This is a genomic window from Nonomuraea sp. NPDC047529, from assembly GCF_040642995.1.
Lineage (GTDB): Bacteria > Actinomycetota > Actinomycetes > Streptosporangiales > Streptosporangiaceae > Nonomuraea.
This window is the reverse complement of sequence record NZ_JBEYTJ010000059.1, coordinates 1-20,136: the sequence shown is the minus strand read 5'-3', so window position 1 is coordinate 20,136 and position 20,136 is coordinate 1. Positions and strand designations below refer to the sequence as shown.

General features: G+C 70.3%; 20 protein-coding genes. 10 read left to right on the top strand and 10 right to left on the bottom strand.

What is annotated here, in order from left to right; genetic code table 11:
• Positions 1 to 32: 32 nt before the first annotated feature.
• Positions 33 to 473 carry a DUF1772 domain-containing protein gene (locus ABZ815_RS48575; protein ID WP_357709057.1) on the bottom strand — a complete coding sequence of 147 codons (441 nt, stop codon included), beginning with the start codon at positions 471 to 473 and terminating at the stop codon, positions 33 to 35.
• Positions 474 to 584: 111 nt separating this feature from the next.
• Between ABZ815_RS48575 and ABZ815_RS48570 the strand changes: the two genes are divergently transcribed.
• Positions 585 to 875: a hypothetical protein gene (locus tag ABZ815_RS48570; protein ID WP_357709054.1), complete on the top strand. Its 291-nt coding sequence runs from the start codon at positions 585 to 587 to the stop codon at positions 873 to 875.
• A gap of 61 nt (positions 876 to 936) precedes the next feature.
• On the opposite strand, the gene ABZ815_RS48565 is transcribed toward ABZ815_RS48570, so the two are convergent.
• On the bottom strand, positions 937 to 1,116 hold the full coding sequence (locus ABZ815_RS48565; RefSeq protein WP_357709051.1) for a hypothetical protein: 180 nt from the start codon (positions 1,114 to 1,116) through the stop codon (positions 937 to 939).
• A gap of 373 nt (positions 1,117 to 1,489) precedes the next feature.
• On the bottom strand, positions 1,490 to 2,305 hold the full coding sequence (locus ABZ815_RS48560) for a CPBP family intramembrane glutamic endopeptidase (RefSeq protein ID WP_357709048.1): 816 nt from the start codon (positions 2,303 to 2,305) through the stop codon (positions 1,490 to 1,492).
• A 51-nt stretch (positions 2,306 to 2,356) separates the two neighbouring features.
• Between ABZ815_RS48560 and ABZ815_RS48555 the strand changes: the two genes are divergently transcribed.
• On the top strand, positions 2,357 to 3,214 hold the full coding sequence (locus tag ABZ815_RS48555; RefSeq protein ID WP_357709045.1) for a TetR/AcrR family transcriptional regulator: 858 nt from the start codon (positions 2,357 to 2,359) through the stop codon (positions 3,212 to 3,214).
• A 107-nt stretch (positions 3,215 to 3,321) separates the two neighbouring features.
• Here ABZ815_RS48555 and ABZ815_RS48550 read toward each other — a convergent pair whose 3' ends face one another.
• Complete coding sequence (locus ABZ815_RS48550) at positions 3,322 to 4,683, bottom strand: serine hydrolase (protein WP_357709042.1); 1,362 nt, start codon at positions 4,681 to 4,683, stop codon at positions 3,322 to 3,324.
• 486 nt (positions 4,684 to 5,169) lie between these two features.
• Here ABZ815_RS48550 and ABZ815_RS48545 point away from each other — a divergent pair, with 486 nt between their 5' ends.
• A complete protein-coding gene (locus ABZ815_RS48545; protein ID WP_357709039.1) occupies positions 5,170 to 5,580 on the top strand; it encodes a hypothetical protein in 411 nt (136 codons plus the stop codon).
• Between the two features lie 149 nt (positions 5,581 to 5,729).
• Here the strand turns inward: ABZ815_RS48545 and ABZ815_RS48540 are convergent, their stop codons facing one another.
• A complete protein-coding gene (locus tag ABZ815_RS48540; RefSeq protein WP_357709036.1) occupies positions 5,730 to 6,416 on the bottom strand; it encodes a cytidylate kinase family protein in 687 nt (228 codons plus the stop codon).
• Between the two features lie 284 nt (positions 6,417 to 6,700).
• Between ABZ815_RS48540 and ABZ815_RS48535 the strand changes: the two genes are divergently transcribed.
• Positions 6,701 to 6,913, top strand: coding sequence for a hypothetical protein (locus tag ABZ815_RS48535; protein WP_357709033.1), 213 nt, complete (start codon positions 6,701 to 6,703; stop codon positions 6,911 to 6,913).
• A 43-nt stretch (positions 6,914 to 6,956) separates the two neighbouring features.
• Here ABZ815_RS48535 and rph read toward each other — a convergent pair whose 3' ends face one another.
• Positions 6,957 to 9,563, bottom strand: coding sequence for a rifamycin-inactivating phosphotransferase (gene rph, locus ABZ815_RS48530; protein ID WP_357709031.1), 2,607 nt, complete (start codon positions 9,561 to 9,563; stop codon positions 6,957 to 6,959).
• A gap of 438 nt (positions 9,564 to 10,001) precedes the next feature.
• Between rph and ABZ815_RS48525 the strand changes: the two genes are divergently transcribed.
• The 5 genes from ABZ815_RS48525 (at position 10,002) to ABZ815_RS48505 (ending at position 14,049) form a co-directional block, all read left to right on the top strand.
• A complete protein-coding gene (locus tag ABZ815_RS48525) occupies positions 10,002 to 10,172 on the top strand; it encodes a hypothetical protein (RefSeq protein WP_357709029.1) in 171 nt (56 codons plus the stop codon).
• Between the two features lie 551 nt (positions 10,173 to 10,723).
• The gene (locus ABZ815_RS48520) at positions 10,724 to 11,254 is read left to right on the top strand and encodes an EF-hand domain-containing protein (RefSeq protein ID WP_357709027.1); all 531 of its coding nucleotides are present in this window, start codon (positions 10,724 to 10,726) and stop codon (positions 11,252 to 11,254) included.
• Between the two features lie 52 nt (positions 11,255 to 11,306).
• Complete coding sequence (locus ABZ815_RS48515) at positions 11,307 to 12,377, top strand: isocitrate/isopropylmalate family dehydrogenase (RefSeq protein ID WP_357709025.1); 1,071 nt, start codon at positions 11,307 to 11,309, stop codon at positions 12,375 to 12,377.
• Entirely contained in the window at positions 12,374 to 13,138 is a 765-nt protein-coding gene (locus tag ABZ815_RS48510; RefSeq protein WP_357709023.1) for an isochorismatase family cysteine hydrolase, read from the top strand. Before ABZ815_RS48515 ends, ABZ815_RS48510 begins: the two co-directional genes overlap by 4 nt.
• Positions 13,093 to 14,049, top strand: a complete 957-nt coding sequence (locus ABZ815_RS48505) for an SAM-dependent methyltransferase (RefSeq protein ID WP_357709021.1) — start codon at positions 13,093 to 13,095, stop codon at positions 14,047 to 14,049. The genes ABZ815_RS48510 and ABZ815_RS48505 overlap by 46 nt, the downstream gene beginning before the upstream one ends.
• 649 nt (positions 14,050 to 14,698) lie before the next feature.
• Here the strand turns inward: ABZ815_RS48505 and ABZ815_RS48500 are convergent.
• The 3 genes from ABZ815_RS48500 to ABZ815_RS48490 all read right to left on the bottom strand — a co-directional run bounded on the left by ABZ815_RS48500 (position 14,699) and on the right by ABZ815_RS48490 (position 18,108).
• Positions 14,699 to 15,592 (bottom strand): Gfo/Idh/MocA family oxidoreductase, encoded by an 894-nt coding sequence (locus ABZ815_RS48500; RefSeq protein WP_357709019.1) that lies wholly within the window; start codon positions 15,590 to 15,592, stop codon positions 14,699 to 14,701.
• A 391-nt stretch (positions 15,593 to 15,983) separates the two neighbouring features.
• Entirely contained in the window at positions 15,984 to 17,300 is a 1,317-nt protein-coding gene (locus tag ABZ815_RS48495) for a hypothetical protein (protein WP_357709016.1), read from the bottom strand.
• 91 nt (positions 17,301 to 17,391) lie between these two features.
• Complete coding sequence (locus tag ABZ815_RS48490) at positions 17,392 to 18,108, bottom strand: RDD family protein (protein WP_357709014.1); 717 nt, start codon at positions 18,106 to 18,108, stop codon at positions 17,392 to 17,394.
• Between the two features lie 351 nt (positions 18,109 to 18,459).
• Between ABZ815_RS48490 and lgt the strand changes: the two genes are divergently transcribed.
• On the top strand, positions 18,460 to 19,296 hold the full coding sequence (gene lgt, locus ABZ815_RS48485) for a prolipoprotein diacylglyceryl transferase (RefSeq protein WP_357709011.1): 837 nt from the start codon (positions 18,460 to 18,462) through the stop codon (positions 19,294 to 19,296).
• 14 nt (positions 19,297 to 19,310) lie between these two features.
• Here lgt and ABZ815_RS48480 read toward each other — a convergent pair whose 3' ends face one another.
• Positions 19,311 to 19,928: a DsbA family oxidoreductase gene (locus tag ABZ815_RS48480; RefSeq protein WP_357709008.1), complete on the bottom strand. Its 618-nt coding sequence runs from the start codon at positions 19,926 to 19,928 to the stop codon at positions 19,311 to 19,313.
• Positions 19,929 to 20,136: the final 208 nt, after the last annotated feature.

Genomic DNA, 20,136 nt, shown 5'->3' with positions numbered 1-20,136 from the left:
AAGGAATCGGGCCGCTCCCGAACGGCCGTGGTTCAGACGCGGTCGAAGGTCTGGACGGTGAGCAGGCAGACGAACGCCGCGAGCGCGAGCCCGGTCCGGACCAGGTGCAGGTTCTGCCATCGACCACGGATCTCCTGCCAGTCGGCGGGCAGGAGGTCGGGATCCCAGGCGTCCGCCATCCGGTTGAGGGGCCCCAGGCCCGCCAGCGTGAGGACGACGGTGAGGATCACCAGGATCAGGGCGACCGCGCCGGCGCCGAAGGCGAACCAGCCGCGGCGCCACGACAGGGCGGTCACGACGATCAGAGCCGCGATCCCGGCCGGCAGCAGCGGAGGCATGGCGCGGCCGTGGTCGACGTTGAGCGCCCGCCAGTAGCGGACGTACGCGGGGCCCGGCAGGCGAGCCACGGACGGGGCGAGCACCACGAAGGCGACGCCACCGGCGTACAGGCCGATCAGCAGCGTCGCGACCATCCTGGAGGCGCCGAGGACACCGCACCTCCTCCGGCGAGCAGCATCTGGCGCCGCCCCTACTCCAGCGTTCTCCGCCAGGAGCAGGCCGAGGCGGCCGGCGACGCCCGGCCCGTGCACCGCGTCCTGCGCGCGGCCGCCGCCTCTCCGACCGACGCGGGGCTCCAGGAGGTTCTGGCCGACATCGAACGTGAAAGGCCGAAGGGCAGCCACGGGCCGGCCCACCGCCTGCACGCGCTCAGGGCCCTGCGTCCGGACCTCACTCCGGCCAGAGCGGCCGACCAGATCTACGTCCTCACCTCGACGGAGAACTTCGAGAAGCTGACCGAGGTCTGTGAGTGGACCGAGACCGAATACGAAGAATGGCTCGCCTCCACCCTCACCGCCCCCCTCCTCCACTCGTGACGATCACAGCCACACGATGAAGCCGCCCTCCTCGCACAGAGGGGGCGGCTTTCTGCTTGGTCTACAGGTCCTTGCACCACATCCACTTGCCTTCGATGTAGCACTTGTACCAGCCGTCGTTCGCAGGATTCCACGCGTAGGCGGGAGTGCTCGTCATGCTGATCGTGAACACGGTGGAGACGGACAGCAGGACCAGGGCCATCGCCCGGCGCATGCCCCGGGCCGCGAAAAGGTTTCTCATGCCGCTGATGAAACAGGCCACCACTTGGGCCGCTCTTAACACCCACTCGCGCCCGACTTGGCGACCGCTGGTGAACGGGCGGCGGCTCAGCGTCCCGACCAGGCCGCAGGTCCGTAGATCCAAGCCGAACGTGTCCCGCGCTGCTCCGGCACGCCGTGAGCCGGTTGCTCGACGGCGCGGACGGGACGCCCGGGTCCGTACCCTGCGGCGTCCCTCGGACGGAGCGGCCCCGGTCCTGGACGAGCCGGGTCCGGCAGACGCGCTCGGGCACGTCGCGGCCGACCGCCTTGAGGGTTCCGGCCGAAGGGCCTTCTCGTGAACGGCCTGTTCCCGGAGCGAGCCGCTCGACGACGGTGCGTCGCGTACGTGAGGCTCAACCTCGCCGGCCCTCGGGCTGAGTCGCGGTGGCCCGGCATGATGCGATGAACAGGATGCCCGCGGCGGCCGCGGCGGTGAGCAGGCCGGACGCCGTCGAGACGACGGGGTCGTCGTAGTCGGGGACGTAGGCGGCGGTGACATTGACCATCGCGTGCGCCAGGATCGCCGCCGACACACCTCCGGAGGCGTTGCGCAGGCCGAGGATGACCACGCGGCCCGCGACCGTACCGAGGAACCAGCCTCCGATCCAAGCCGCACCATGACCGGCCTGCACAAGCGGGATCACGTGCCACGCACCGCAGAAGAGCCCGAGGAGCAGCCCGGCTCCGGCCGTGCCGAACCGGCGTTGCAGCGGGTCGGAGGCGTAACCGGTCCAGCCCAGCTCCTCGCACGCGGCCGCCGCCAGCGCCGCGGCGAGCAGCAGCGGCAAGGCCGCCGGCGACGTAGGAAGGGTCGAGCCCGCTTGGCCGCCGAGCCACCCGAAGATCCACGAGAGGGCGCCGATCGCGGCGGGCAGCGATGCCGCGGCGGCATACCAGCGGGTTCGTCCCGCGGGCCGGTCGACGACGCGGGCCAGCAGCGCCGTGACGGCGCCCCGGCCGCCGTCACGGCGGGCCAGGATCGCGGCGGCCAGCACCGGCAGCACGAACATGGTCGCGCTCGCGGGCAGGTCGAGGGCTCCGATGCGGACGGCGGGCGACACCGCCCCCAGGACGTAGAACGGCACCGACAACACGGTGACGAGGACGAAGAACCGCACCGGGTGTCCGGTCCGGTCGCGCGGTGGACTGCTGGTCGCCGACATTCTCATGGATTCACCATCACAAGTTGAGACACGATATCCCAAGTACCATAGACTACGATGGTGACACGAGAGACCCCGGAGAGCGGCCTGGTGCGACGCCGCAAGCGACTGTCCGACGAAGAGACCGCACGGCGGATGCTCGACGCCGCGACCGCCACGGTCGAAGAGGCCGGGCTGACGGTGAGCCTGGAGCACATCAGCTTCGAAGAGATCATCCGGGACGCCGGCGTCGCCCGCAGCGCCGTCTACCGCCGCTGGCCGTACAAGGATCTGTTCTTCAGCGACCTGCTGCGCGAGCTGGCCAAAGGCGCCAGCCCGGCCATCACCGAGGCCAACCCCGGCGCGTCGCAGGCGGCGGCCCGCACCGCGCTCGCCCATCTCGGCTGGGCCCGCACGCCGGGTCTGCGCCGCGCGCTGGCCGCGGAGGTGCTGCGGGAGGGCGCGCTCGGCGAGTTCGGGATCTTCCACCGGTCATCGGCCTGGCGTACCTATCTCGCGTTGCAGGCCACCTTCCGCAGCCTGCCGGACGGTGACCTGCGCGCCGAGGTCCAGCAGGCCCTCACCGAGTCGGAACGCTCGATGGTCGCAGGCGTAGCGACCGCCTACTCCTGGGGGGCGAGACTGATCGGCCTGCGTCCGTGTGCCGGCGTCACGTTCGAGACGGTGGCCCGCCTGGCCGTCGCCACATTGCGCGGGCTGATCCTGATGGCCCCCGGCAATCCGGAGATCGTCACCCGGCGGTTCCAGGCCAATCCGTTCGGGGCGCCCGAGCCCGCCGAATGGTCGGAGCCCGCGCTGGCGATCACGTCCGTGGTGCTCGGCCTGCTGGAAGCCGACCCCGAGGTGGAATGGACCGACGAACATGAGCGCTCGGTCGCGGCCGCTCTGCGAAGCGGGCGGTGGGCGGCGAGCTGACAGCCGCCGCGCGGGGGCCCGGCCGGGACGGGCGTGTGATCAGAGGTCGTCGCCGGTCAGGCTGCCGGGCACCACGGCGCCCTGACCGGCTCGGCTTGACGGCGGGGTCAGCCGAAGCGGCGCTTCTCGTACTCGTCGATGGCCTTGCCCAGCTTCGCCAGGCGCTCAGTGAACCAGACGTTCTCCGCGCCTGTCGCGGGACGGTTCGGGTCGACGTACTGGTAGCCGAGGTTGGAGAACAGGGCGACGACGTACGTGCGGCCGCCCTTGCCGGGCAGGGCCTTGACGATCCCCGCGTCGGCGCCGGAGTTGTTCACCCAGCCGTTCTTGTGGGCGTAGGTCACCTCGGCCTTCTGGTCGCACGGTCGCACGTCGCGGCCGTAGGAGATGCCCTGGCCGGGAATCGTCACGGTGCCGTCGGCGCCGAGCCACCGCGAGGGCGTGAGCTGCGGGATGCCGGGGGCGGGATAGTCCGCGCCGCACCAGTTCGTGGTGGAGAGGGTGACGTTCATGCCCTGCTCGGCCAGCCTGCTCCTGAAGAACGTGCGGGAGGCGTCGCTCAGGACGTCGGCCGTGACCGCGGTGCCGCCCGGGGTCTTCCACAAGGTGCCCGCCCCGCCGTTGACCAGCGTCAGCAGCTTCGCCGTGTCGAGCGACGTCATGGTGACGGGGTTGCCCCATCGCGCGCCGTTGTCGGGGTTGGTGTTCTTGAGCTGGAGCGTCTCCAGGCCGAGGTCCTGGAAGGTCTGGTTGAGGCCGTTCACCGCGCCCTTGTCGTGCAGCAGCTTGACCATGGCGCAGGCGGAGGCGTTGGACGACCAGGTGAGCGCGGCGTCCAGGAAGTTACGGACCGTGTCGCTGCGGGCGGGGCCGCACAACGAGCTGACCGTGACCGGCTGGTAGGCGTAGGTGTCGTCGAGCGAGATCTGGCCCGCGTCCACCAGTCGCAGCACCCCGAAGCCCACCATCAGCTTCAGGACGGAGGCTGGGTAGGGGCTCATGAAGTCGATGGCGGCGTTCTCGCGGCCCGGCACGATGTCGATGCTGCCTTGGCCGCGGTTGGTGTACCAGCCGGCGTCGTCCCACTGCCTCCAGCGGACCGCCGAAGTACGCAACTTGTCGTCCATCGGGACGATCTTGCCGTCCGGGTACTGCGGGCTCATCAGCACGGTGCCGGAGGACAGGGGGCGGCCGAGCCTGTCCAGCTCGATGACGGTCAGGTCGATCTGCGGCTGCTGCGTGATCGGCGCGGCGGCCGCGGCGGCCGCGCGCAGGTCCGCCTTCTGCGGGACCTGCTTCGCCTCCTTGGCGGCACCCTCCCGCCGCAGCGTGTTCAGGTCCGTCGCACTCGTCGGCGGGCTGGTATCCAGGACCTGCTCGAACTGCTGACGGCCGAGCGCCTGTTGCAGGAAGTGCGCCAGCACGCTTCCTGAGCTGTTGTCCTCCTCCGCATTCGCAGGGTTCGACACGACAAGGCCGCCCAGGAGCACGGCTGTGGCGGCGAGCCCGGACAGGACTCGCCTCGGACGACTTGTTGATCTAGTCAGAATCACAAGATCACCCTAGTCAGAAATGATCTCTGTTATGCGGTAGTTATGAAAGATCTCACAATAAGTCACGACTCGTGATCATCCGACCGCCGGCGGCGATGCCATCGGATTCGCCGACCTGCACCACGTCACATGCGTAAACAATTCATTACTCTCCGTGACAATCGTGCAGTCTGCGCCATACGGTATGGATCAGCCGATCGGGCCACTTTCGCTGGACGGTGCTTCGCGAAGCGCCGTCCGCCGAGCCATCCCAGCCCTTGAGCGATTCGCCATGTTCAAGTCTTTGCGGTCGACGCTGCCGCACCCTTCCTGGCCTTTGACGTGCAGCAGGCGCCAGGAGGCGAACAGTTCACGGAGGACACCATGAGACGCGCAGCCCTTCTACGAGGTGCCGCCATACCGATGCTGGCCACGGCACTGCTGATGGGAGCCGCTTCGGCGGCCCAGGCGGCGACCGGCGGTGACGGCGACGGCGGCGGAAAGGGCCCCTGCCCGCACGCCTGCCCACCGGGACGCCCCGGCCCTCCCGGACCGCCCGGACCTCCCGGACCGACCGAGCCGACCCAGATCATCCGGACCCCGCACACGCTGACGTCCGGCCTCAACACCGGCACCTCGACCTGCCCGGCGGGAACCGTCATCACAGGCGGCGGACTGGTGACGCCCCTCGGCGGCAACAACCTCACCGTCCAGGTGTACGAGTCCTTCCCCTCCGCCGAGAACACGTGGACGGTGTCCTTCAACAACTCGGCGAGCACCGCGGGCACCTACACGGTGTACGCCGTATGCATCCCCGTGACCCCGACGACCTGAAGCCTCCTGGCACACGGACACGGCCAGGACGGTCATGAGCGGATCACACACCGCCGCTCGACATCACATCAGGCCGTCCAAGGCACGCCGGACCCAGGGCGCTGATCGTAGGCTCTCAGGACGCCATCGCAGCGCCCTCCAGGCCGATCTCAGTGTGGTCGGACGTCCCAGGCCGGCCGTTGGATCTGATCGTTGTACACGATGATGTCGGCGTGGTCGGTCGGGCGGGCTGTGGCGAAGTAGAGCTGCTGGGAGGGGATGTACCGGTTGTGCCAGGACCGTTCGATCTCGGCGGTGTCGGCGGAGGAGCCGGTCAGCGCCGCGGCTCGGTCCCGGGCACGATCCACCGTCTGCTCGAAGGGGACGGACACGAAGATGCGCAGGTCCCACCGGTCGACGAGTTCCGGACGCAGGAGGAAGACGCCGTCGAAGAGCAGTACGGCGTCCGCGGCGGCGGTCATGGCCGGCGGTAGCGACTGAGTGTCGCTGTCCCTGTCGTAGACCGCGTGCCGGAACCTCCGGTCTCCGCCCGGGCCCAGCGGATCGAGCAGGACCCGGCACAGCGCGGCGTTGTCATGGGCGTCGAAGTAGCAGGCTTCGGCCGAGTACCGGCCGCGCCGGTAACGCTGTGCACTGGGGAAGAGGAAGTCGTCGATGCACGCGCGGACGACGTCGCGGTCCTGCGCACGCAGGACGACGGCGAGCTCGTCGGCCAGGGTGGTCTTGCCGGCGGCCGGCGGCCCGTCGATGGCGACCCGCAGCGGGTGCGCGATCGTGACGGACCTGACCGCCTCGGCCAGCCGGCTGATGAGCTCGCCACGGGTGCCTTGTTCCATTGCTGCCTCTCTCGTCCACCGTCTGCGGAGAGCCGACCGCGTGAACACCTACGCCACGGGCGAACCCCCTTCCAAGCAGGATGAAGGAAACAACCCCGCGAGGAACGATCCTCAGCCCGTCCCGCCGCCCCGGTGCACCGCTCGCCACGCACGCTCGCCATACTGCAGGAGGCGCGCGGTGAAGAGATGAAGATTCACCCGGCACCCGCGCCGGCCTGATGCTCCGGCACCGCCATCGGCCCGGAGCACCAGCGCCACGACATCCACGACGTCGGAAGGCCCTGATGACAGCCGACCAGCCCATCTGCTGCCCCACCTGCAAGGGGGTCCTCCCCGGACGGCAGCGCAGCGACTACACGGCCGCCCGCGGCCGCCTCGTCGTCGTCAACGGCTACTGCCAGGGCCGCTGCCCCGCCCCCGCACCGCCGCCCCGCATCCAGGTTCCCGCCGAACAGGCCGGGGGCGTACGGCAGCCCGAGAGCGTACCGGCACTCTGACCCCGGAGCGCCGAGGCCGCGTCGAGGTCGGACGGCCGGTCGTTCAGCCGAGGATCTCCACGTACCCGTCGGTCCCGTGAACGCGGATCCGCTGCCCGTCCCGGATCAGCCGGGTGGCCCCCTCCACCCCCACCACCGCCGGCAGCCCGTACTCACGCGCGATCACCGCTCCGTGCGTCATCAGGCCGCCCACCTCCGTCACCAGTCCGGCGATGCCCACGAACAAGGGGGTCCAGCTCGGGTCCGTGTAAGCCGTGACCAGGACGTCTCCCGCCTCCAGGTCGGCCCGCGCCATGTCCGTCACCACCCGGGCACGGCCCTCGACCGTCCCGGCCGAGACCGCCAGACCGGCCAGCGCGCCGGGCGGCGCGTCCGCGTTCCGGTACTGGCCGGCGAGCACCTCGCCGTCCGACGTCAGCACCCGCGGCGGCGTGAGCGTCTCATAAGTCCGGAAAGCCTCCCGTCTTCGTAGAACGAGCTCGCCGTCCGCCTCGCCCGTGCGCACGACCTCCCGCAGCTCCTCGAACCGCAGGAAGAAGACGTCCTCCCTGTCCCGCAACGTGCCCGACCTGACGAGCCGGTCGGCCTCCCGCAACAACGCCTGCTTGTACGCGAAATAGCGGCAGACCATGCCGTACTTGGGATACTCCCGATATCCCGCGAAAGTCCGCACCCGCTCGATCATCCGCCGGGTCTCCTCGGCCTTGCTCTCCCCGTCGGGCAGGGCACGCAGGCGCGTCAGCAGCTCCCGCTCCTTGCGCAGCGACTCCTGACGCCCCTGCTCGAAGCGCCGCTCACCGGCCCCCGGCTCGAAGTTTCTGACATTTCCGAGAATGGCGGGCACGAGCATGGCGGGCCGCTCGCTCCACCGCGTCCTGGTGATGTCGATCTCCCCCGCGCAACGCATGCCGTACCGATCGAGGTAGCCCCGGACGGCCTCGCCCGCCTCCCGCCCGCCGGGCAGCTCGCCCAGCTCCTCCAGGAAGCCGTCGCCCTCGCGGCCCTCCTCCGCCACCCGGCGCAGGAACGCCACCACCTCCGCGTGCGGACGGATCGCGTCGGCCACGTCCAGGAGCGCCAGCCCCATCTCCGACGTGACATTGTCCGGGACGGACTGCGTGAGCACGTCGGCCGCGTTCTTCTCCCCCAGCCACGTCTCCAGGTGATCGTTCAGCCACCAGGCCGCCTCCATCCCCGCCATGATCGCCTGGAAGCTGCGCGGACCGAACAGCAGCCGCCTCAGCTCCTCGATGTCGGCGAGAATGAACTCGAACAACGCGGGCCCGGACAAACCCTCGATCGTGCGCCGCAGAGTGGCCACGGACGCCTGACCGTCCCGGACGAGCTCGGCGACCACCTCCGGATCGGTCTCGATCGGCACCCGCGCGGCGCCGGCGGGCGCGACACCGGACTCCTCCTCCGGAACTAGGCGCAGGAAGTCACCGCGGTCCACCACCGTCTGCAGCGCGTCCCGGATGAGCGGATCGGACTTCCCCAGGGTCCCGATGAGGTTCGCCCGGCCGGCCGACGTCGCCAGGACCGGAGCCACGTCCACGAACAACCGCCCGCCCGCCTCCGCCATCGGCCGCGGCGTCGTCAACTGCCACATGGACAGTCCCAGCGGCTTCATCGCGTCCGTCATCATCTGCTGATGGCCGACGGAGACGTAGACGTGGTTCTCCTCGTCGCCGGCCACCGGAACCGGGAACAGCGTGGTGATCGGCCGGCTCTGGACGATGTGGAAGTCCTCGCCCGTCAGACACCACTCGATGTCCTGCGGCCGGCCGAAATGCGCCTCGATCCGGCGGCCCAACCGCACCAGCCGAACCACCTGGGCATCCGTCAGAGCCCGCCGCGCCCGCCGCTCGACCTCGACCGGCCCCTCCTCCGTGCCGCCGCCGGGCGACGCCCGTACCCACCGCGCCTTGGACCCCACCGACACGCTCACGACCTGGTCGTCACGGACCGTGTAGACGTCCCCCGACACCACGCCCGAGACCAGCGCCTCCCCCAGCCCCCAGCCCGCCTCCACGGCGGCGAGCTTCCGGTTCGACGTCACCGGATCGGCCGTGAACAGGATCCCCGCCGCGTCCGGGAACACCATCCGCTGCACGACCACGGCCATGCGCACCCTGCGGTGATCGAACCCGTTACGGCGCCGGTAGACCACCGCCCGCTCGGTGAACAGCGAGGCCCAGCACCGCCGCACATGCCTGACCACCTCCGCCAGGCCCACGACGTTCAGGTACGAGTCCTGCTGACCGGCGAAGGACGCGGTCGGCAGGTCCTCGGCCGTCGCGCTGGACCGCACCGCGCAGGCAGCCTGCTCCCCGAGCCGGCCCAGCGCCTCCCCGATCGCCGCCACCAGTTCGTCGGGCACCGCCGCGCCCTCGATGACGGCACGGATGTCCGCGCTCAGCGCACGGACCGCCGCGTGGTCGTCCGGGTCCACCCGGGACAGCAGGTCGAGTTCGGCGTCGAACGACGGCGCCGCGGACACGACCCGCTGGAAGGCGTCCGTCGTGACGCAGAAGCCGTCCGGGACGCGGACGCCGTCGATCCGCGCGAGCTCGCCCAGAGCCACCCCCTTGCCGCCGACGTCCGCGAGATTCGTCGAGTCGATCTGCCCGAAGCCCATGACGTAGCCCAATTTCCGTCGCTCCATCCTTCGTCGGAGTTGGTTCGCACCGGGCAGTATGAAGGACTTTCCGAGGTCTCATGAGGCGCGCGGATCAGATATAAAGTGAAACTGAGGGGGTCCCCCGGCGAACGTTCTCTTCAGGGGTCGGCCCCTCCTTCACGCGGGCCGCGAGGCACGGGACGGCCTTGAGGGGCGTGCGGTGCGCCTCGATCCGGCGACCCAACCGCACCAGCCGTACCACCTGGGCATCCGTCAGAGCCCGCCGCGCCCGTCGCTCGGCCTCGACCGGCCCCTCCTCGGTGCCGCCGCCGGGCGACGCCCGTAGAAGATGTCGGCCGCGCCGGACCCGCTGTTCTCGTCGTCCTGCCAGGTCGAGATGGACCACTGGTCCGCGGGCCGCGTCGTGCTGGTCGGCGACGCCGGCCACTGCGCCGCGCCGACGCCGGCATGGGCACCTCCCAGGCCCTCATCGGCGCCCGCACGCTCGCCCCGCGGCTGGCCGAGTCGGACGGCGACCACGCCGCCGCCTTCGCCGCCTACGAGCGCCAGGTCCGTCCGTACGTCACCGCCAACCAGCGGCACGGGCGGGAGGCGGCCAAGCTGTTCGGAGCCGGCTGAGGCGGCACGTCGCCGCCCGTCCCGTCGAGGCGCCGGGCGGCCTGCGCACCGCGGACTTCGTCCTGGACCACGTGCGAGGCCACCGCGGAGGCCCGGGACGAGCCGTCGGGCCCCGCTCGGCGAGAAGCGGTCGCTCGACGATGTCCGCTGAGCGGGAACGTGCCAACCCCTCGACGCGACGCTGACGACGACGTCCCGGCGCCTGACGATCACAAAGGCGCAAAGGTTACCCCCAATCGGGACGCTCCTCCCCCCGCCATCACGCCAAGCAATGAAAAAGTAGCCGCCGAGATAGGAAAAGCTGGCGCCCCCGAATCGGGAGTCACAAATCCCCACATAACCGGAAATATCCCCAACTTACCGACACTCTTCGAGGGCGACGGGCGTAGAAATCACCTGACTTCTCCGCCTTTGTCGCCCAACGAGGCTTTCCGGCGACTTATTCCAGATGATGGTTTTTGCGTTTCTCTGGTCGCCCAGGACCTGGTCACTCGCCGGTCAGGTTCCGTTATAGAGTCTGCACCCGTACCCCCGGAAGAAAGGTGACAGGCATGCAAGACGCGGCCCTCGACCGAGTAAAACTGATCTTCACCCTGTTCGACGCCGACGGCACCGGTTACCTTGAGGTCGAAGACTTCGATCGTATGGCCAACCGCGTATTGGCGGCTTCCCCACGTTCCACCGAAGCCGCCAAAAGCGCAATCAGTGATGCTTTCCGCCGTTACTGGACGACCCTTGTCGAGGAGCTGGACCAGGACAAGGACGGGCGCATCAGTTTCGAGGAGTACTGCGCGTGCGTGCTGTCCCCCGAGCGTTTCGACGACGCGCTGACCGACTTCGCCGACGCGCTGGCCGAGCTGGGTGACCCCGACGGCGACGGCCTCATCCACCGCACCGACTTCATGGCGCTCATGACCGCCATCGGCTTCAAGCGGCGCAACGTCGACACCCTCTTCGACGCGTTCGGCCCGTCACAGGACGACCAGGTCAAGGTCCCGGTCTGGGCCGAGGGCATCAAGGAGTACTACAGCCCCGAGAAGGCGGACATCGCGGGCGACCTCCTGCTCGGCGAGTCGAGCTGACGACCGACACGAGCCGATGCGTCCGGCCTTCGACGACGAAAAGGGAGCAGTAGTGGAACCAGTCATCGGACTTGCCATCGGCCTGGGAACGGGCCCCGAGCTCGCAGACGTCTTCGAGCGGGTGCTGGGCGGCATCGCCGACGTCTGCGGGGCGAAGGTCGCCCTCACGCGCTCGGAGCGGATCTATCACTCCTACGTGTCCCTGAAGGCCGGTGCCGAGGCCGAGAGGATCCGCGAGAGCACGCGCGAGGACGCCGACCACTACACGCAGTTCTGCCGCACAATGGCGGCCTCCGGCGTCCGCGCCGTCTTCCGCACGGCGATCAACGCCCAGTCGCTCTACCTGGTCCGCCAGCGCCTCCAGGCCGTGAAGATCGACGCCATCACCGCGCCCGGGGCGTCGCTGCTGATGGTCAGGGACCAGGCCCAGGGCTTCTACACGGGCGAGAACGTGCATCTTCCCGGCGCGCTCGTCCGTACGATGACCTTCAGCAAGGAGATCACCGAGAAGGTCATCGCCCTGGCCGTGCGGCGGGCGCGGCAGGAGTGGCCCGACGGCCACATCGACGAGATCGTCATGGCCTACAAGTTCCACCTGCTCGACGGGGCGCTCGACGAGTGGGTGGCCGAGAGCGCCGCGCGGCACGGCGTGCAGATCGGCCTGTTCCAGCCGGACACGGTCAACCGCAACCTCATCGAACGCGGCCCCCGCCCCCGCACGGTGATCATCGCGGGCAACGAGTGGGCCGACATCATGCACGTGGTGCTGCTCGACCGCTTCGGCTCCGAGCGGCAGGAGAACCGCTGCACCGAGAACGTCTACCTGCATCCCGACGCGTGCGGCCTGGTCGAGTACCAGACCGTGCACGGCTCCGCCGACGACCTGGCGGGCACCGGCAGGGTCAACCCGACGGCCACCATCCGTGCCGCGGCGGCCATCGCCGAGCGGCACGCGGGGTGCGCCGGAGCGGTCCGGATGGTCGAACGCGGCCTGACGACGCTCGACCACCACGGCATCGCCACCCCCGACGCCGGTGGACGACACTCCACCACCGCCGTGGTCGACGCCCTGCTCGACGCGCTGGAGCCGGTGGCCCGGCCGGTCCTGATGGCGGACTCATGACCGTCGGGCAGCACCGGCCCACCCCGGTGGCCGACGAGCATCTACCCGCCCCGGTGGCCGACGAGCACCGCGGCGCCCCCGAGCGCGCGGCCCTGGTCGTCGTCGACCTGCAGAACGACTTCTGCACCGGCCCGACCGCCCGCGCCCGGTACGCCGGTGACCTGGCGACCCTGGAAGCCGCCGTGACGAACACCGCCAAAGCCCTCGAATCGGCCCGAGCCTGCGGCATGGACGTGGTCTTCGTCCGGTTCGTCGGTGACGTCGAGCATCAGGGGCCGAGCTGGCGGCGGCGCGACCTTGAGCAGGGCAAGGCCCTCAAATGCCTGGAGGGCACCTGGGGCGCGCAGTTCCACAAGGTCGCGCCCGCGCCCGGGGAGCCGGTCTTCACCAAGTGGGCCTGCTTCGACGCCTTCCTCAGCGAGGGCTTCGAACGGCACCTGCGCGGGCGCGGCATCGCCCGCCTGGTGTTCGCCGGTCTCTACACCGACGTCTGCGTGGACACCACCGCCCGCACCGCCTTCCAGAAGGGCTTCCACATCACGGTGCTGACCGACTGCACCACCGGCCGCTACCTACCCGACGCGGAGATCCTGCGCTTCATGGCGGCCCTCTACGGCGCCCACCTCACCTCCCACGACGCCCCCGGCTCGTGGATCCCGGAACAGGAGACCGCCGCGGTGCCAGCCGCCGGTCGAACGGCCCGAGAGGAGAGCACGTGCCGGACAACCGACAGCTCGAAATCGAGCACGGCGTCGGCCTGACCGCTCTCATGGTCGCCGCCGCGCGCGCGATCGAGACCCATCGTCCCGACTCCCTGGCCGCCGATCCCTACGCCGAGCACTTCGTACGCGCCGCCGCGTCGTCGGCCGCCTGGCCGACCCGTCCGCAGGACGTGCCCGATGGTGACGCCAACCCCCTTTGGGGAAGGCTGGGGCGCTACTTCGGTCTGCGTACCCGGGTGCTCGACGACTTCCTGTCGCGCGCGGCCAAGGCGGGCATCCGGCAGGTGGTCCTGCTCGGCGCGGGGCTCGACACGCGGGCCTTCCGGCTCGGGTGGCCGCCGGGACAGGTCGTGCACGAGATCGACCGGGCGGGCGTCCTGGCGTTCAAGGAGGACGTGCTCACCTGCCTCGCCATGGAGCCGTCTCCCCCGGTTCCGGTCGTCCCGGCGGCCCGGCGCCGGGTGGTCGCGGCCGACGTGGGCGACGACTGGGCCAGGTCGCTGGTGGCCGCGGGCTTCGACCCGACCGTCCCGGCCGCCTGGCTGGCCGAGGGGCTTCTGCTCTACCTGCACCCGGAGGTCGAACGGCGGCTCCTGCGGACCATCGACGTCCTGAGCGCCGAAGGCAGCGTCCTGGCCTTCGAGGCCAAGCTCGGGCTGGGGACACCGGCGGTGCGCGTCGGCCCGATCTATGCGGCGGCCAAGGCGCAGATCGGCGTGGATCTGCTCGCGTTGTTCGACGGGAATCCGCGGCCTGACTCCATCGGGCTGCTGAGGGCACGGGGGTGGTCCGCCACCGTGCACACTCCCTACGACTTCGCCCGCCGGCACGGCCGAGGCCCCCTCCCCGAACCGGACGACGCCTTGGCCACCAACCGGTGGGTGTTCGCCGACAAACCACGACAGAGCCACGTCTTGGGGGTGTCGGTACCGACGTTCCGGGACTGCTGATACCTGGAGCCGATGGTGGAGGGAAGCGGTCGTGGCGGTGCTGGCGGATTCGTGCCGAGTGGCCGCCTCGACTGGCCCAGGGGTCTGCTGGGTGGCGCCCTGAACCCGGCCGGGCGGCTGTCGGGAGGCGGCCTGAACCCGCTGGCGGCTGTTTGGATGGCGGCCTGAACCCGCTGGGGTATCTGTCGGGATGGCAGCTTGAACCCGCTGGGGGCGGTTGTCGGGATGGCGGTTTGATTCTGCTGGGGAGGCTGCTCGGACGGCTGTCCGGGAAGCCGGCTGCGGCGGCCGTCCGGGAGGCTGGCTGATCCTGCTCCGGTGGCCTGACCTGCTCGGGGGGCTAGGTGATGGCGGTGGTGGAGATGCGGGTGGGGTGCGGGCGCTCCTCGGCGTGGGTGACACACCACCGCCTCTCCCGCCGTCCGTCCTCGCGGCTTGTGTAGGGGCGGCGGCGCGGAGCCGCTGCGGCGGTGACGTACGCCGCGCCGACGTCGCCTCGGCTGGCCGCGCAGCTCCCAGCCGGTGGCGTTACCTCGGCTGTCGCATCGCCTTGAGCCGGATGGCCTTGCTACAGCCACCGCACCCGTTCTCAGCCGGGGGTGTGGCCTTGGCTGTCGCGTCGCTCTGGGGCGGGGCTGTTGGGCGGGGGTCAGTTGGTGGTGGTGTGTTCGCGCGCGGAGACCAGGATTTCCAGGATTGCCAGGGTTTGGGCCCATGGCACTGGGTTGGGGCCGCCGTGCACCATGTTGAGGAATGCCTCGATCGTGCCGGTGTACCCGAGGGTCTGGGCCGGGTCGGGGCCGCCTTGGATCACCACTGACTCGCTGCCGTGCCGCCTGTGCAGCGTCACCGTGTACGCGTCGTCCTCCGACACTCCCAGGATCTCGACCGTGCCGACGATCCCGTTCGCCCACTGCAGCGCCAGCACGCCGGTGTCCTCCGAGCGCAACGTCCGGTAGTGCCTTCTGGTTCCGGCGGCACCCACCAGGCGGACGTCCGGGCCCAGCAGGGCGACCAGCAACTCCACGCCGTGGATGCCTATGGTCACCATCGTGCCGCCGCCCTCGCCGGGCGTGTCCTGCCAGGCGTTGTAGCCGTCGGCCCACTGGCCCACGTCGTGCCGGATCGTCGCGCGTACCGACAGCACGTCCTGCGTGTCGGGGCGGAGCGCGGCGAAGGCGGGTGCGAAGCGCAGTACGGAACCCGACATCACCCGCTCGTGCACCGGCAATCGGCGCAGGGCGTCGAGCTGCTCCCTCGTCGCGGCGGCGGGCTTGTTGACGAAACAGGGCGCGCCGGTCTCCAGCACGCGTTCGAGGACGGCGGGCACCTGCGGGTTGGGCACTGTCAGCACGACTCCGTCGGGCTCGGCCGCCAGGAGCTCGTCGAGGTCGTTCGCCACCTTCGCGTCGGGGTGCTCGTCGGTGAAGCGGCGCAACCGATCGGGGTCCGGCTCCCAGACGGCCAGCTCGGCGTGGCGGGTCAGGGTGCGGGCGTCGGTGTACGGATGGCTGGTGGCGAGCCCGGCGAGCGCGATACGCACAGCTTTTGTCTCCGAGTGGGTGATATTTCGGGAAATGATCCCCATGATGTCAGTGTCCCCATGCGCGTCCCTCGCGAAGGTCCGCCGCGAACGCGGCACCTGGCGCGACACGACGAACCGCGGGTGGAGGAAGTGTCCCTGCCGGCGCGGCGCCCCTCCATGGCTACGCGGTCTTTTCGAAGGGGGCTGGTGCCGCCCCCTTCGAGAAGACCGCGCGTTGCTCGACGGTGAGCGTCCTTGTCGGGTGAGGATCTCGGTCGCCCGCCGCTGGTCGCTCGGCGGCGCCCTTGCCACGGGTAAACGTCACGGGCAGACAGGCATCGGCGCGGCCGGCGGCTGCGAGTCCGCCGGGTCGTCCCAGGTCGAGGAAGGAGGCCGGCGGCGGGCGGAGTCAGTCTCCGCGGCGGTATCGGGAATCGTCGAAGAAGGCACGAAGCCGCGGATCGTGCTTCTCCACGGCACCCGGATCGACGATCCAGAACGCGTACGCCTCCGCGAACAGCTCCCCGTACGACGTCCGCGAGTACGGGGTGAGGTCCGTGCCCACGTTCTCCTTGCTCACGAACGTGACGAAGTTCCGCAGGCACGGCGTGATGTCGCGCCCCTGCGGCGTCTTGTACTTCGCCCGCCAGCGGACCTCCAGGATCTGCGCGTCGCACCACCGGACGACCTCCTCCCGGAAGCTCCGCCAGGTCGCCTGGGTCACCTTGCTCGTCACGTCGTTCTTGAACCGGACGAGCGCGTCCTCCTGCTGGTACGTCCCCTTCTCACCGTCCACGATCCACTCCTGGACCTTCTCGATCGCATCGCACAGGGCGTTGTACTCGGCCGTGGCGGCGGAGTTCGGGAGCTGGGTGCCGAGCCGGTTCAGCGCGTCGTTGTCCGTGCGGAGCTGGACGGCCTCCGTCACCAAATCCTGCGGGACGCGTTCGGGCGAGCGGTACCGCTGCCCGCCGGTGCTCTCGACGGCCCAGGCCGCGTTGTTCCGGGAGTCGGTCCGGCACGGGGCGCTCTCCACGGCGTGACCGACCTCGTGCAGGATGTCGCGCACGCTCGGCGGGCAGGCGCGCGAGGTGACACCGCCGTAGAAGCCGATCTCGTCCTCCTGGAAGATCGCGTCCGCCAGCTTGAGCGTGCCGAGCGACCCGGTCCACGGGCCTCTTTCGTAGGAGAACCTGCCCTTGTTGTGACCGTCCGGGCCCGTGAGCGTCCCCACTCGCTGGATCTCGACGCCCTGCAGCGCCGGACGGTCGGCGACGGGGACGAGCCGCAGCGCGTCGTGCAGCCTGACCAGCTGTTCGGCGGTCCAGACGCCGGTGATCGCGGCGAGGCCGTAGGTGTCCTTGAGCGACTGCTTCAACTGGGCCGGATCGCGGCTCGGCGGCTCGACACCGGCCGGCATGCCGCGCCCGGCCAGGGTCGCGGTCGCGTGGCCGTTGTCGCCGTAGGTGAGGATCACCTGTCCGACGGTGGTGGCCGTGAGGGGCATGATCTGGTGATTGGTCTGCTTGCTGTACGGCTGTGGGGCGTACGCGGCGAGCAGCCACGTCAGGGCGTGCCGTTCCGGTTCGGTCAGGGCGCCGTCCGGGAAGGTGACGTCCGTCGAGGCGAGGCCGCTCGTCTTGACCATGGACGCGGCGACGTCGGCGTTCAGGGGCTGCGGCAGTCGCAGTCCCTGCAGTCTCACGAACGTGTAGTCGATCGGCATGGGGCTTCTCCTCCTGGTGCCCGCACCCTGCTCGGGTGCCCTGCCCTGTCCTGGAGACGCGCCGGACGGTGCTTGATACGACCCGACGCCTTTACAGTGTAGATTCATTCATTCGGACGAGATCGAGGGCGACCCTGGTGCCCGCCAGGCGGTCGCGCAGGGTGCGGGCGGCCGGATCGCACACCGCCCACAGACCGTCCACCAGCAGGACGATCAGCCCGAACTCCGGCAGACAGACGAGCACGGGGAACACGAGTGCCCGGACGGCGGCCCCGCGGCCGCCCGGCCAGTGCCCCGTGACGTCGGAGACGACGCGGAGGCGCATCAACTGCTTACCGAACGTCCGCCCGGGCAGGACGTACAGGAACATGACCACGACGGCGAGCAGGGGTGTCGGCTCGTCGAGGCGGAGCCAGTTCAGCAGCCCGAAGTCCAGGCGGCTCAGCCCGGGCTCGAAGGCGGCCAGGAAGGTCACGAGGAACAGGTAGTCGATCGCGAAGGCCGCCGCCCGGCGACCGGTGAACCCGCCGGGAGCGGGATGCCCACCGGTCCTGGTGGCCAGCAGGACCAGCAGCGCGGAGAGCGGAAGGGCCGATTCGTACGGTCCGTAGGCGTTCAGCACGCTCGCGAACCATCTGTTGCTGAGGACGGGGATCATCGAGCATCCGTCGTCGGACATGTACAACGGGGTGAGCGGCCCCGCGACCGCGAGCAGGGTGAGCAGCCCGGCCACGCGGCGGCCGATCACGCCCCCGTTGCCGGTCCCGACCGACGCGAGCAGCCCGGTGAGGACGATGATCGCGGGCACCCCCCATTGGAGGGCCGAACGGGTGGGAGCGGAGGCGAGACCAGGTCGATGAGCTCGAAGCGGAACCAGAGGGGCATGCCGATACAGCCGAGAACGGCGGAGGCCCCGCCCTCGGCCTGGTGCATGTCCCAGGTGGGATACGCGGCGGCGGTGAGCGAGGCCAGCCAGGCGAACAGGCTTAATCGTGACACGAATTCTTCGCCACACCCTGGCGCCGGCCTCACGGTCCGACGAGGCAGATGGTTCTGGCCGCCGCGGACGTCGAGGCGATCGGATCACGAATTCGGCCGGAGTCTCGCGATCAGGTCACGATGCCCGCCGGGCGGCTTTGCGTTGGCTAGCCTCACCGCCATGCCCCTCGCCTCGATTCCCAGCCCTTCCCAAGGAGTCTGGTATCTCGGATTCGTCCCGATCCGGGCCTACGCGTTGTGCTTCATCGTCGCCATCGGGTTCGGCATCTGGCTGAGCGAGCGCCGCTGGCGCGCCCGGGGCGGCGAGCGGGGCGCGATCGGCGACATCGCGATGCCCGCGGTGATCTTCGGGCTGATCGGCGGCCGCCTTTACCACGTCGCCGTCGACTGGCAGACCTACTTCGGCCCGCGTGCGATCAAGGAGCCGTACCAGGCGTTGTTCGTCTGGGAGGGCGGGCTCGGCATTTGGGGCGCGGTCGCCCTGGGCGGCGTCGGCGTGTGGCTGGCCTGCCGCCGGCGGGGGCTGCCCCTCGGCGCCGTGGCCGACACGATCGCGCCTGGCATCGCGTTCGGGCAGGCCATCGCCCGCTGGGGCAACTGGTTCAACCAGGAGCTGTACGGCAGCCCGACCACCCTGCCGTGGGGCCTGGAGATCGACCAGGCGCACGGCGGGCAGCCCGGCATGCTCTACCACCCGACGTTCCTGTACGAATCCCTGTGGGACGTGGCTCTGGGCTTCGCCCTGATCCTGGCCGGCCGGCGGCTGAAGCTGACCCACGGACGGCTGTTCGCCCTCTACGTCGCCGGTTACACCACGGGACGGTTCTGGATCGAGGGCCTGCGGATCGACCCGGTCGGCGGGGTGGACCACGCGGTGACCCTGCTCGGCCTGCGGATCAACCAGTGGACCTCGATCGTGCTGTTCGCCGGCGCGCTGGTCTTCCTCTGGGCGAATCGCCACAAGGAGAACGAACCGGCCATGGAACCCAGTCGCTGAGGGCAGGGACGGCGTCAGCCGGTCGAGTCGAGCAGTCGTCGCAGGTCGGCGACCGGCTGGACCCCGGAGACCGGCGGGCGCCCGTCGATCACCAGGCTGGGCACGCCGGTGACGCCGTGCTCGGCCCCGCGGCGGCGGTCGGCGCGCACCTGGTCGGCGTACACGTCACCGGCCAGGACGGCGGACACCTCGTCGTCGTCCAGGCCGGCCGCGCCGCCCAGGCGTCGCAGGACCTGCTCGTCGGCCACGTTGAGCCCTTCGGTGTGGTAGGCGTACAGCAGAGCCTCCATCACCTCGTCGGCCCGGCCGTGGTCGGCGGCCAGCTTGACCAGCCGGTGGGCGTCGAAGGTGTTCACCGGGCGGGCCAGGTGCAGGTTCAGCTCCAGGCCCTCCGCCGCGCCCAGCGCCCGGATGTGGGCGACGCGGGCGGGGGCCTGCTCGCCCCACCAGCCCGCCATGGCCTCGGCGGCGGTCGGGCCCGGGGTCCGGCCTTCCTCGGGCGCGAGTTCGTGGCCGCGCCAGATCACCTCGACGCCGTCGCGGGCGGGGTGCCCGGCCAGCGCGCGGGACAGGCGTCTTTTGCCGATGTAGCACCAGGGACACAGCACATCGGCGTAGATCTCAAGCTTCATGAACGTCCTGCCCAGGTCGGGAAATCATGGGGGTCCAGGACATCGTGCATTCTCAACCGCGGTTGAGGTCAACCGGGCGGGGGGGGGGGGGGGGGGCGCGGGGGGGGGGGGGGGGGGGGGTGTGGGGGGGGGGGGTGGGGGGGGGTTTTAGGGTTTGTTCTCTGCCCAAATTGTTGTGCTTTATTTTTGGGGGGTTTTTGGTTTACAA

What these genes read in the sequence shown, in the direction of transcription:
- ABZ815_RS48545 (WP_357709039.1), top strand. Translation starts at nt 5,170, where the DNA reads ATGCTGGCCACGGCACTGCTGATGGGAGCCGCTTCGGCGGCCCAGGCG.
- lgt (WP_357709011.1), top strand. Translation starts at nt 18,460, where the DNA reads ATGCCCCTCGCCTCGATTCCCAGCCCTTCCCAAGGAGTCTGGTATCTC.
- ABZ815_RS48510 (WP_357709023.1), top strand. Translation starts at nt 12,374, where the DNA reads ATGACCGTCGGGCAGCACCGGCCCACCCCGGTGGCCGACGAGCATCTA.
- ABZ815_RS48540 (WP_357709036.1), bottom strand. Translation starts at nt 6,416, where the DNA reads ATGGAACAAGGCACCCGTGGCGAGCTCATCAGCCGGCTGGCCGAGGCG.
- ABZ815_RS48480 (WP_357709008.1), bottom strand. Translation starts at nt 19,928, where the DNA reads ATGAAGCTTGAGATCTACGCCGATGTGCTGTGTCCCTGGTGCTACATC.
- ABZ815_RS48555 (WP_357709045.1), top strand. Translation starts at nt 2,357, where the DNA reads ATGGTGACACGAGAGACCCCGGAGAGCGGCCTGGTGCGACGCCGCAAG.
- ABZ815_RS48525 (WP_357709029.1), top strand. Translation starts at nt 10,002, where the DNA reads ATGGGCACCTCCCAGGCCCTCATCGGCGCCCGCACGCTCGCCCCGCGG.
- ABZ815_RS48575 (WP_357709057.1), bottom strand. Translation starts at nt 473, where the DNA reads ATGGTCGCGACGCTGCTGATCGGCCTGTACGCCGGTGGCGTCGCCTTC.
- ABZ815_RS48495 (WP_357709016.1), bottom strand. Translation starts at nt 17,300, where the DNA reads ATGCCGATCGACTACACGTTCGTGAGACTGCAGGGACTGCGACTGCCG.
- ABZ815_RS48520 (WP_357709027.1), top strand. Translation starts at nt 10,724, where the DNA reads ATGCAAGACGCGGCCCTCGACCGAGTAAAACTGATCTTCACCCTGTTC.
- ABZ815_RS48560 (WP_357709048.1), bottom strand. Translation starts at nt 2,305, where the DNA reads ATGAGAATGTCGGCGACCAGCAGTCCACCGCGCGACCGGACCGGACAC.
- ABZ815_RS48535 (WP_357709033.1), top strand. Translation starts at nt 6,701, where the DNA reads ATGACAGCCGACCAGCCCATCTGCTGCCCCACCTGCAAGGGGGTCCTC.
- ABZ815_RS48565 (WP_357709051.1), bottom strand. Translation starts at nt 1,116, where the DNA reads ATGAGAAACCTTTTCGCGGCCCGGGGCATGCGCCGGGCGATGGCCCTG.